General features: G+C 61.4%; 10 protein-coding genes. All 10 read left to right on the forward strand.

The annotated features are described in order from the left end of the window. Positions 1-110: 110 nt before the first annotated feature. Complete coding sequence (bioF, locus tag LQ215_RS12290) at positions 111-1289, forward strand: 8-amino-7-oxononanoate synthase (RefSeq protein WP_230150097.1); 1179 nt, start codon at positions 111-113, stop codon at positions 1287-1289. Then, on the forward strand, positions 1282-2013 hold the full coding sequence (locus LQ215_RS12295) for an alpha/beta fold hydrolase (RefSeq protein WP_230150106.1): 732 nt from the start codon (positions 1282-1284) through the stop codon (positions 2011-2013). The genes bioF and LQ215_RS12295 overlap by 8 nt, the downstream gene beginning before the upstream one ends. Further along, positions 2006-2818 carry a malonyl-ACP O-methyltransferase BioC gene (gene bioC / locus LQ215_RS12300; RefSeq protein WP_230150108.1) on the forward strand — a complete coding sequence of 271 codons (813 nt, stop codon included), beginning with the start codon at positions 2006-2008 and terminating at the stop codon, positions 2816-2818. Before LQ215_RS12295 ends, bioC begins: the two co-directional genes overlap by 8 nt. Beyond that, entirely contained in the window at positions 2815-3495 is a 681-nt protein-coding gene (bioD, locus tag LQ215_RS12305; RefSeq protein WP_230150110.1) for a dethiobiotin synthase, read from the forward strand. Before bioC ends, bioD begins: the two co-directional genes overlap by 4 nt. A 121-nt stretch (positions 3496-3616) precedes the next feature. Continuing rightward, entirely contained in the window at positions 3617-3913 is a 297-nt protein-coding gene (locus LQ215_RS12310) for a pyrroloquinoline quinone biosynthesis protein PqqE (RefSeq protein WP_230150112.1), read from the forward strand. Between the two features lie 277 nt (positions 3914-4190). After that, positions 4191-5996, forward strand: a complete 1806-nt coding sequence (locus LQ215_RS12315) for a phenylacyl-CoA dehydrogenase (RefSeq protein ID WP_230150115.1) — start codon at positions 4191-4193, stop codon at positions 5994-5996. Positions 5997-6344: 348 nt separating this feature from the next. Then, a complete protein-coding gene (locus LQ215_RS12320) occupies positions 6345-7634 on the forward strand; it encodes a GGDEF domain-containing protein (protein ID WP_230150116.1) in 1290 nt (429 codons plus the stop codon). A gap of 91 nt (positions 7635-7725) precedes the next feature. Further along, positions 7726-9522, forward strand: a complete 1797-nt coding sequence (locus tag LQ215_RS12325; RefSeq protein ID WP_230150117.1) for an acyl-CoA dehydrogenase C-terminal domain-containing protein — start codon at positions 7726-7728, stop codon at positions 9520-9522. A 259-nt stretch (positions 9523-9781) separates the two neighbouring features. Then, the gene (locus tag LQ215_RS12330; protein ID WP_230150119.1) at positions 9782-11560 is read left to right on the forward strand and encodes an acyl-CoA dehydrogenase C-terminal domain-containing protein; all 1779 of its coding nucleotides are present in this window, start codon (positions 9782-9784) and stop codon (positions 11558-11560) included. A gap of 345 nt (positions 11561-11905) precedes the next feature. After that, on the forward strand, positions 11906-12064 hold the full coding sequence (locus LQ215_RS12335) for a YqaE/Pmp3 family membrane protein (RefSeq protein ID WP_003177654.1): 159 nt from the start codon (positions 11906-11908) through the stop codon (positions 12062-12064). Positions 12065-12161 lie beyond the last annotated feature (97 nt).

Below are 12161 nucleotides of genomic sequence, written 5' to 3' on the forward strand. Positions count from 1 at the left end.
TCGCGATGACGGTATAACAGCCGACAGAAATGTTGAATGTAATGGTCTCATCGCGAGCAAGCTCGCTCCCACAAGGGGCTTTGGCCAGTCTTTAAACAGTTGAGGCCTGCATGCCCTTCGATCTCGCCGCACGCCTGGCTGCCCGTCGTGCCGACAACCTCTATCGCCAGCGCCCGCTGCTCGAAAGCCCGCAGGGCCCGGAAGTGGTGGTGGACGGCCAGCCGTTGCTGGCGTTCTGCAACAACGATTACCTGGGCCTGGCCAATCACCCGCAAGTGATCGAAGCCTGGCGCGCCGGGGCGCTGCGTTGGGGTGTCGGGGGTGGCGCCTCCCATTTGGTGATCGGCCACAGCAGCCCGCATCACGCCCTGGAAGAAGCCTTGGCCGACCTGACCGGCCGCCCGCGGGCGTTGCTGTTCACCACCGGCTACATGGCCAACCTCGGTGCGGTCACCGCGCTGGTGGGGCAGGGCGACACGGTGCTGGAGGACCGCCTCAATCATGCTTCGCTGCTCGACGCCGGGCTGTTGTCCGGTGCGCGTTTCAACCGGTACCTGCACAACGATGCCCAAAGCCTGGCCAACCGCCTGGAGAAAGCCACCGGCAATACCCTGGTGGTCACCGACGGCGTATTCAGCATGGACGGCGACATTGCCGACCTGCCGGCCTTGGCCCGTGAAGCCAAGGCCAAGGGCGCCTGGCTGATGGTCGACGATGCCCACGGTTTCGGTCCACTGGGGGCCCATGGCGGCGGTATCGTCGAGCATTTTGGCCTGAGCCAGGATGACGTGCCGGTGCTGGTGGGCACCCTGGGCAAGGCCTTTGGCACCGCCGGGGCTTTTGTCGCCGGCAGTGAAGAACTGATCGAAAGCCTGATCCAATTCGCCCGCCCCTACATCTACACCACCAGCCAACCGCCGGCCCTGGCCTGCGCCACGCTCAAGAGCCTTGAGCTGCTGCGCAGCGAGCATTGGCGGCGCGAGCACTTGCAGGTGCTGATTCGTCAGTTCCGCCAGGGCGCCGAGCAGATCGGCCTGCAATTGATGGACAGCTTCACGCCGATCCAGCCGATCCTGATTGGCGATGCGGGGCGTGCCATGCGCTTGTCGCAGATGCTGCGTGAGCGCGGGCTGATGGTCACGGCGATCCGCCCGCCCACCGTGCCGGCCGGCAGCGCCCGTTTGCGCGTGACCCTGACCGCCGCTCACAGCGAGGCCCAGGTGCAGCTATTGTTGAATGCACTGGCCGAGTGTTTTGCCCTGTTGGGGCCGGAGCCAAACGATGCGTGATCGACTGATATTGCTGCCGGGCTGGGGCTTGGGCGTTTCACCGCTGGAGCCGCTGGCGGCAGCGTTGCAAGGGCTCGACGAACACCTGCGAGTGGAAATCGAACCGTTGCCGGCATTGGCATCGAATGATCCCAATGAATGGCTTGAAGAATTGGACGCCACCGTACCTCAGGACGCCTGGCTGGGCGGCTGGTCCCTGGGTGGCATGCTGGCCTCGGCGCTGGCGGCGCGTCGGGGTGAGCGCTGCTGCGGCCTGCTGACCCTGGCGAGCAATCCGTCCTTTGTTGCCCATGAGCAATGGCCGAGCGCGATGGATGGAGAAACCTTCGATGGTTTTCTCGCCGGCTGTGCGGCCGATCCACGCCAGACCCTCAAGCGCTTCAGTTTGCTGTGTGCCCAAGGCTGCAGCGATCCGCGTGGGTTGTCGCGGTTGTTATCGGCCGGGGCGCCAAGCACTTCGCCCGAAGTGTTGATGGCCGGGCTCGAACTGTTGGCGCAACTGGACACTCGCGCCGCATTGCAGAGCTTTCGTGGCCCGCAACTGCATCTGTTCGCCGGGCTCGATGCCCTGGTGCCGGCCGAAGCTGCGACTGAGTTGCTGGTCTTGCTACCGGATGTCGAAATCGGCCTGATCGAACAGGCCAGCCATGGATTCCTTCTGGAGGACCCGCACGGTGTCGCAGGGGCGATCCAGGCTTTTTTGCATGAGTCCGGCGATGACTGATCTGTCTCTTCCCAAATTGCCCGGCGCCTTGCCCGACAAGCGTCAGGTGGCAGCCTCGTTTTCCCGGGCGGCGACCAGCTATGACAGCGTGGCCGAACTGCAGCGCGACGTCGGCCAACAGTTGCTCGGGCGCTTGCCGCACTCGTTTATCCCGCAGCGTTGGCTGGACCTGGGTTGCGGCACCGGCTATTTCACCCGGGCCCTGGGCGCGCGTTTTGGCGTGACCAGCGGCCTGGCGTTGGACATCGCCGAAGGCATGCTCAACCATGCTCGTCCCCAAGGTGGCGCCGCGCATTTTATCGCTGGCGACGCTGAGCGGTTGCCTTTGCAGGCGGCGAGCTGCGACCTGGTGTTCTCCAGCCTGGCGGTGCAGTGGTGTGCGGATTTTGCCTCGGTGTTGAGCGAGGCCTATCGTGTGTTGAAACCGGGTGGGGTGTTTGCCTTCACCAGCCTTTGCGTGGGTACTTTGTACGAATTGCGCGACAGTTGGCGTCAGGTGGATGGCTTGGTGCACGTCAACCGTTTCCGGGCGTTCGAGACGTATCAACACCTTTGCGCGGACAGCGGGCTGAAGGTTGTCAGGCTTGAAAACCGTCCCCATGTGTTGCATTACCCCGACGTGCGCAGCCTGACTCACGAGTTGAAAGCCTTGGGCGCCCATAATCTGAACCCCGGTCGCCCCGGTGGCTTGACCGGCAGGGCGCGAATCCTGGCGCTGGTTAAGGCCTACGAGCAGTTTCGTCAGGCCCAAGGGCTGCCGGCGACTTACCAGGTGGTCTACGCCGTTTTGGAGAAACCGCTATGAGCCATGCCTATTTCATTACTGGCACTGACACCGACGTGGGCAAGACCACCGTCGCGGCAGGCCTGCTGCACGCCGCGCGACAGGCCGGCATGAGCACGGCTGCCGGAAAACCCGTGGCCTCTGGTTGCGACGTGACGCCCAAGGGCCTGCGCAACGCCGATGCCTTGGCCTTGCTGGCCGAATGCTCGATACCGTTGACTTATGCACAGGTCAATCCGGTGGCGTTCGAACCGGCCATCGCGCCGCACCTGGCCGCCCGGGAAGCCGGCGTGGCGCTGACGGTGCAATCCTTGCTGGGGCCAATGCGTGAGGTGCTGGCCCTTAAGGCCGATTTCACCTTGATAGAGGGCGCGGGCGGCTGGCGTGTGCCGTTGGCCGATCAGGATAATCTTTCAGACCTGGCAATAGCCTTGGGCCTGCCGGTGATCCTGGTGGTAGGCGTGCGCCTGGGGTGCATCAGCCACGCCTTGCTGACCGCCGAGGCCATCGCCCGGGACGGCCTGCAACTGGCCGGCTGGGTGGCGAATATCATTGATCCGAAGACCTCGCGCCTGGAAGAAAATCTCGCCACCCTGGCCGAACGCCTCCCGGCGCCGTGCCTGGGGCGAGTACCGAGGCTCAAAGGCATCACGGCCGAAATCGTGGCCGAGCATCTGCACCTGGATTTGCTGGATTAATCACCCGAGGGAAGGTTTTCACTATGACAAGGCACTGTGCCATTAGTGTTTTTGTCGGGTCTTTTCCTTGGGGTTCTGATTCAATGACCATTGTCGACCCTTCAAGAAGACGAGCTCTGCCATGGAAATCTCAGGAAACACCGCGTTCTATGCCGGTCTGAGCACGATTCAGACAGGGCAGAACCGCGTCGATCAAGCCTCCAGCCAGATCGCCAACAACACGATCGAGCGTTCGGTCACCAGCCAGTCGTCCGAAGTACAGGTCGATCGCCTGCGTTCGGTGGATCGCAGCCAGCAGTCGGACATGGCCGCTAACATAGTGGAAATGTCCCAAGGCAAGTTTCAGGTGCAACTTGGCGTGAATGTCGCCAAGGCATCCGACGAAATGCTTGGTACGTTGATCGACACCTTCGCTTGATCCTGTGCTTCAGATTTTACGAAAACGCCGCGATTATTCGCGGCGTTCTTGTCTCTAACGTCTTATTGCTCAACTAATCTTTTCCTACGCGCTTCGCGGATTCTTCCGCGCGATGGATTTCCCGTGCCCGACATTTTTCCCAGGCTGATGACGAACGGCAAAAGATCGGCGCTTGACAAGATTTGGGCGTAAACGTATGTTTCAAACAACTGTTTGACCGCCACAACAAATCCACGCGGTCGTTCATTCCCGGTTACATCAGCAGAGGTTTATCGCTATGCCTGACTACAAGGCCCCCTTGCGTGATATTCGCTTCGTTCGTGACGAACTGCTCGGTTACGAAGCGCATTATCAGAGCCTTCCGGCTTGCCAGGACGCAACTCCGGACATGGTTGACGCCATTCTCGAAGAAGGCGCCAAGTTTTGTGAGCAGGTACTGGCTCCGCTGAACCGCGTGGGCGACCTCGAAGGCTGCACCTGGAGCGAGTCCGGCGTGAAGACCCCGACCGGTTTCAAGGAAGCCTACAAGCAATTCGTCGAAGGCGGCTGGCCAAGCCTGGCCCACGACGTCGAGCACGGCGGTCAAGGCCTGCCGGAGTCCCTGGGCCTGGCGGTCAGCGAGATGGTCGGTGAAGCCAACTGGTCGTGGGGCATGTACCCGGGCCTGTCCCATGGCGCAATGAATACGATTTCCGAGCACGGTACGCCCGAGCAGCAAGAGGCTTACCTGACCAAGCTGGTATCCGGTGAATGGACCGGCACCATGTGCCTGACCGAGCCGCACTGCGGCACCGACCTGGGCATGCTGCGCACCAAGGCCGAGCCTCAGGCCGACGGTTCCTACAAGGTTTCCGGTACGAAAATCTTCATTTCGGCCGGCGAACACGACATGGCCGACAACATCGTCCACATCGTGCTGGCACGCCTGCCGGACGCACCGGCTGGCACCAAGGGCATTTCGCTGTTCATCGTTCCCAAGTTCCTGCCTAACGCCGACGGCTCCATCGGCCAGCGCAACGCGGTGAGCTGCGGTTCCCTGGAACACAAGATGGGCATCCACGGCAACGCCACCTGCGTGATGAACTTCGACGCGGCCACCGGTTTCCTGATCGGCCCGGCGAACAAAGGCCTGAACTGCATGTTCACCTTCATGAACACCGCACGCCTGGGCACCGCGCTGCAAGGTCTGGCCCATGCCGAGATCGGCTTCCAGGGCGGCCTGAAATATGCCCGCGATCGTCTGCAAATGCGTTCCCTGACTGGCCCGAAAGCGCCAGACAAGGCCGCCGACCCGATCATCGTGCACCCTGACGTGCGTCGCATGCTGCTGACCATGAAGGCTTTCGCCGAAGGTAACCGGGCGATGGTCTACTTCACCGCCAAGCAGGTCGACATCGTCAAGTACGGCGTGGATGAAGAAGAGAAGAAGAAAGCTGACGCGCTGCTGGCGTTCATGACGCCGATCGCCAAGGCGTTCATGACTGAAGTCGGCTTCGAATCGGCCAACCATGGCGTGCAGATCTATGGCGGCCACGGCTTCATCGCCGAGTGGGGCATGGAGCAGAACGTTCGCGACAGCCGTATCTCGATGCTGTACGAAGGCACCACCGGCATCCAGGCCCTCGACCTGCTGGGCCGTAAAGTGCTGATGACCCAAGGTGAGGCACTCAAGGGTTTCACCAAGATCGTCCACAAGTTCTGCCAGGGCAACGAAGGCAACGAAGCGCTCAAGGAGTTCGTAGAACCCCTGGCTGCGCTGAACAAGGAGTGGGGCGAGCTGACCATGAAGGTCGGCATGGCGGCCATGAAGGATCGCGAAGAAGTCGGCGCGGCATCGGTGGATTACTTGATGTACTCCGGTTACGCCTGCCTGGCCTATTTCTGGGCCGACATGGCGCGCCTGGCGGCGGAAAAACTCGCAGCCGGCACCACTGAAGAAGCCTTCTACACCGCCAAGTTGCAGACCGCGCGCTTCTACTTCCAGCGCATCCTGCCGCGTACCCGTACTCACGTGGCAACCATGCTGTCGGGTGCCAACAACCTGATGGACATGAAGGAAGAGGACTTCGCGCTGGGCTACTAAGCCTCACGCGGTGCTTCCAAAAGCCGCTGTTCCTTCGGGAGCAGCGGCTTTTTCATGTCTGCCGAAAATCTGTATCCACCGCAGGCCCTTGTGGGAGCGAGCTTGCTCGCGATAGCGGTGTGTCAGCCATGAAAGGTGCTGACTGAACAAACGCTATCGCGAGCAAGCTCGCTCCCACAGGGATTGACGGCGATTCTGAAACAATATTCATCCAACTCGACCCTAAGAAAACCGCCCCCTCTGCCGTTACAGCGATGGCAGTGTGACATCTGTCACATCTCGCGTGCCTTACTGCTCCAGTTGCAGGCACAATGCCATCTTTGATCAGTCGGGTCGGAGCTTTACCCCTTGCCGCGTTCTTCCGCTGTACGTTTGAGCCATTTCCTACCGTCATTGCTGTTGTTGCTGGCGGGGCTTGCGGCTGCCTACGTCAAGGATCTCAACGTTTTCTTCACCTCGCTGTTCAACGTGCTCCCGACCCTGGTGTTATTGCTGGGCGGGGCGTATTGCGCGGTCTACCGACGTCAACGTGAGCTGTTCCTGATGGTCACGGTGTACATCGCCTATTTCCTGCTGGACACCCAGACTGACTTCTACCGCGACAATGGCAAGGTGCGCGAAGACGCGGCGGTGGTGTTCCATCTCGTCTGCCTGTTGCTGCCGCTGTTGTTCGGGCTGTTCGCGGCGTGGCAGGAGCGCACCCATCTGTTCCAGGACATGGTGGCGCGGTTCGCGGTGTTGCTGGTCTTTGGCAGCGTGGCGCTGGCCCTGGAGCAGAGTTTCCCCCAGGCCTTGTTGTTGTGGCTTTCGGAGATCCGCTGGCCGGCGTTGCACGGCGCCTGGATGAGCTTGATCCAATTGTCTTACCCGATGTTCGCTGCCGCGTTCCTGCTGCTGGCCTGGCAATATTGGCGCAACCCCCGGCCACTGCATGCTGCGCAATTGGTGGGGGTGCTGGGGTTGTTCTGGATGTTGCCGAAAACCTTCATCCTGCCGTTCACCCTGAACATCATGTGCAGCCAGGTGATGTTGATGGTTGCCGCCGCGGTCGCCCACGAGGCCTACCAGATGGCCTTCCGTGACGAACTTACCGGCTTGCCGGGCCGCCGCGCATTGAACGAACGCATGCAGCGCCTGGGGCGCAATTATGTGCTGGCGATGAGCGACGTGGATCACTTCAAGAAATTCAACGACACCCACGGCCACGATGTGGGTGACCAGGTGCTGCGCCTGGTGGCCAGCAAATTGTCAAAAATCGGCGGTGGCGGTAGGGCGTATCGCTACGGCGGCGAGGAATTTGCCCTGGTGTTCGCGGGCAAGACCATCGACGAGTGCATGCCCCATCTGGAAGTCATCCGCCAGTCCATCGAGACGTATGCGATCCAACTGCGCAATCCCGACAGCCGACCCCAGGACGATCAACAAGGCCGCCAGCGCCGCTCCGGCGCCGGTGCGTCCAGCGTCTCGGTGACGGTCAGCATCGGCGTCGCGGAACGCCTGGAGCAACGCACGCCTGAAGAAGTGCTCAAGTCCGCCGACCAGGCGCTTTATAACGCCAAGGGCGCGGGGCGCAACTGTGTGGTTGCCTTCGGGCAGAACCGCCGCGGCGCGGTGCGCATGGAGACTGCCGCGGGTTGAGTGATGACGGCGCATTCAGCGTCTGGACTGTGATTGTGGGCCCCGGTGGCCGGCAGTAGGTTGAAACGATCTGCTACCGGAGAAAACCACCATGCCCGAGTACAAAGCCCCCCTGCGCGACATGCGCTTTCTGATCGATCACGTCTTCGATTTCCATGGCCGCTACGCCGAACTGGGCGCCAGCGATGCCAGTCCGGACATGATCAGCGCGATTCTCGAGGAAGGCGCCAAGTTCTGCGAGAACGTGCTGGCACCGCTCAATCGCTCCGGTGACGAAGAGGGTTGCCATTTCGACAACGGCGTAGTCACCACGCCAACAGGCTTCAAGCAGGCTTTCGCACAGTACGTGGAGGGCGGCTGGCATGGGCTGGCGGCGGACCCGGCGTATGGTGGCCAAGGCTTGCCCAGCTCCCTGGGCCTGGTCATCAGCGAGATGATCGGCTCCAGCAACACCTCCTGGGGCATGTACCCGGGCCTGACTCACGGCGCCATGTCGGCGATCCATGCCCACGGCACGGCAGAACAGAAACAGACCTACCTGAGCAAACTCACCGCCGGCCAGTGGACCGGCACCATGTGCCTGACCGAAGCCCACTGCGGCACCGACCTGGGCATCATCAAGACTCGCGCCGTGCCTCAGGCCGACGGCAGCTACGCCATCTCCGGCAGCAAGATCTTCATTTCCGCCGGCGAACACGACATGAGCGATAACATCATCCACCTGGTGCTGGCCAAGTTGCCGGACGCTCCTGCCGGGACCAAGGGCATCTCGCTGTTCATCGTGCCCAAGTTCCTGCCCGACGCCAGTGGCGAGGCGGGGGCGCGCAATGGCGTTTCCTGTGGCTCGATCGAGCACAAAATGGGCATCAAGGCCTCGGCCACCTGCGTGCTGAATTTCGATGGGGCCAAGGGGTTCCTGATCGGCGAGCCGAACAAGGGCCTCAATTGCATGTTCACCATGATGAACCACGCCCGGCTCGGCACCGGCATGCAGGGCCTGTGCCTGGGCGAGGCGAGCTTCCAGGGCGCCATCAAGTACGCCAACGACCGGTTGCAGATGCGCGCGTTGACCGGCCCCAAGGCGCCGGAAAAGGTCGCCGACCCGATCATCGTCCATCCCGATGTGCGCAGGATGTTGCTGACCATGAAAGCCTTCAACGAAGGCAACCGGGCGCTGACGTATTTCACCGCGCAACTGCTGGACACCGCGCACCTGAGCCCGGACGAAACCGCCCGCCAGGAGGCCGAGGACCTGCTGGCGTTCCTCACCCCGATCTGCAAGGCCTTCATGACCGACACCGGGCTGGAGGTGACCAACCACGGCATGCAAGTGTTCGGCGGTCACGGCTTCATTCGCGAGTGGGGCATGGAGCAGTTGGTGCGAGATTGCCGCATTGCGCCGATCTATGAAGGCACCAATGGCATCCAGGCCCTGGATCTGCTGGGGCGTAAGGTGCTGGGCAGCCAGGGTAAGTTGTTGCGTGGTTTTACCCGGATCGTCCACAAATTCTGCGCCTCGAATGCCGGGCATCCGCAGCTCAAGGATTACGTCGAGCAACTCGACGGGCTCAACCAGCAATGGGGCGAACTGACTACCCGGGTCGGCATGGCGGCCATGAAAAATCCCGATGAAGTGGGTGCCGCCTCCGTGGATTACCTGATGTACAGCGGCTACATCATCCTGGCCTACCTGTGGTTGCGCATGGCCTTGGTGGCCCAGGCGCAACTCGACAGCGGCCAGGGGGATGGGGATTTCTGCCGGGGTAAATTGGCGACCTGTGAGTTTTACTTCAAGCGCCTGCTGCCGCGCACGACCGCCCATCGGGCTGCCGTCGAGGCCGGGAGTGATTGCCTGATGAAGCTGCCGGCGGAGTTGTTTGCGCTTTGATGGGCTGAAACATTTCTCTGTGGCGAGGGAGCTTGCTCCCGCTGGGTCGCGTAGCGGCCCCAAGCTTTTGCGATTGCTGCGCAATCGAGCGGGAGCAAGCTCCCTCGCCACGATAAATGATGCAAATTTCTGTTATGACTAAAAATAACAAAGCGGTCACGGGTTGACCCTATGTGTCGCAAAAGTTGTTGAGGTACACTCAGGCCATTGCGAAAACCGTCTTTTACGAACCAACTGTTTAGATCCTGCGAGGTTTGCCATGGCTGACTACAAAGCGCCCCTGCGCGATATGCGCTTCGTCCTCAATGAAGTGTTCGAGGTCGCGAAACTCTGGGACCAATTGCCGGCGCTGGCCGACACCGTGGATGCCGAAACGGTCGAAGCGATCCTTGAAGAAGCCGGCAAAGTCACCAGCAAAAGCATCGCGCCCCTCAGCCGTGCCGCTGACGAAGAAGGTTGCCACTGGGCCGACGGCGCCGTCACCACGCCGGCAGGTTTCCCACAGGCCTACAAGACTTACGCTGAAGGCGGTTGGGTCGGTGTCGGCGGTGACCCGGCGTACGGCGGCATGGGCATGCCCAAGGCCGTTTCGGCCCAGGTCGAGGAAATGGTCAACTCCGCCAGCCTGTCCTTCGGCCTGTACCCGATGCTGACCGCCGGTGCCTGCCTGTCGATCAACGCCCACGCCAGTGAAGAACTGAAGGCGGCGTACCTGCCGAACATGTACGCCGGCGTCTGGGCCGGTTCCATGTGCCTGACCGAGCCTCACGCCGGTACGGACCTGGGGATCATCCGCACCAAGGCCGAACCCCAGGCCGACGGTTCCTACAAAGTCAGTGGCACGAAGATTTTCATCACCGGTGGCGAGCACGACCTCACCGAGAACATCATTCACCTGGTGCTGGCGAAATTGCCGGACGCGCCGGCAGGTCCCAAGGGCATCTCGCTGTTCCTCGTGCCCAAGTTCATGGTCAATGCCGACGGCAGCCTGGGCGCGCGCAACGCGGCCAACTGCGGTTCGATCGAACACAAGATGGGCATCCAGGCGTCCGCCACCTGCGTGATGAACTTCGACGAAGCCGTGGGTTATCTGGTAGGCGAGCCGAACAAGGGCCTGGCGGCGATGTTCACCATGATGAACTACGAACGCCTGGGGGTTGGCATCCAAGGCCTGGCCTCAGGCGAGCGCTCCTATCAGAACGCCGTCGAATATGCCCGTGACCGCCTGCAAAGCCGCTCGCCAACTGGTGCGCAGAACAAGGACAAGGTCGCAGACCCGATCATCGTCCACCCCGACGTGCGTCGGATGCTGCTGACCATGAAGGCCTCGAACGAGGGTGGCCGGGCATTTTCCACCTACGTGGCGATGCAACTCGATACCGCCAAGTTCAGCGAAGACCCGGTTACGCGCAAGCGCGCCGAAGACCTGGTGGCGTTGCTGACGCCAGTGGCCAAGGCCTTCCTGACCGACCTGGGCCTGGAAACCACGGTCCATGGTCAACAGGTGTTCGGCGGCCACGGTTACATTCGGGAGTGGGGCCAGGAGCAACTGGTGCGCGACGTGCGTATCACCCAGATCTACGAAGGCACCAACGGTATCCAGGCGCTGGACCTGGTGGGGCGCAAGATCGTCGGCAGCGGCGGTGCGTTCTACCGGTTGTTTGCCGATGAAATCCGTCATTTCACGGCCACCGCGAGCAGCGATCTGGCGGAGTTCATCAAGCCGTTAAACAGCGCTGTCGACACGCTGGACGGGTTGACCGACTGGCTGCTGGACCGGGCGAAAAGCAACCCGAACGAAATCGGCGCGGCGTCGGTGGAATACCTCCAGGCGTTTGGCTACACCGCGTATGCCTACATGTGGGCTTTGATGGCGAGGGCGGCCTTGGGCAAAGAAAACCAGGATGATTTCTACGCGAGCAAACTGGGCACGGCGCGGTTCTATTTCGCCCGCCTGCTGCCGCGTATCCATTCCTTGAGCGCTTCGGTCAAGGCGGGCAGCGAGTCGCTGTTCCTGCTGGAAGCCGGGCAGTTCTGAAATAATGACGATGTGTAAGCATTCTCTTACACATCGTGCTGGCGTTTTCCCTCTATCGGCGGATTGGATCCACGGCTAATCTAGCTTCCATGGATGTAGCGCAGGACGCGCAAAGTAACAACACGGACACGTAGGATTCTGCCAGGATGGCAGAGTGAAATGGATGTCAGGGAAACAGTCTGCAAAACCCCGCTTCGGCGGGGTTTTCTTTTGCCTGCGTTTTTTGTTCCTGGCAGGCGCCCACCATCGGGGCTGCTTCTGGTTGCGTTTCACTGAACCCTGGCGAGCGGCCTGGGGTCAATGAGCTATAGGGCAATTTGGCCATCGTCGATCAGGGAGTCATCCATGGATTTCATTCGCATCATCATCGCCATTCTGCTGCCGCCACTGGGGGTATTCCTGCAGGTCGGCTTCGGCGGGGCTTTCTGGCTGAATATCCTGCTGACGCTGTTGGGTTATATCCCGGGCATCGTGCATGCGGTGTACATCATCGCCAAGCGCTGAAGTTACTGTTGTTAGATCGCTCCTGTGGCGAGGGAGCTTGCTCCCGCTCGATTGCGCAGCAATCGCAAAAGCTTGGGGCCGCTGCGCGACCCAGCGG

Origin of the sequence: Pseudomonas brassicacearum (assembly GCF_918698105.1) — a bacterium.
Taxonomy (GTDB): Bacteria; Pseudomonadota; Gammaproteobacteria; order Pseudomonadales; family Pseudomonadaceae; genus Aquipseudomonas; species Aquipseudomonas brassicacearum_F.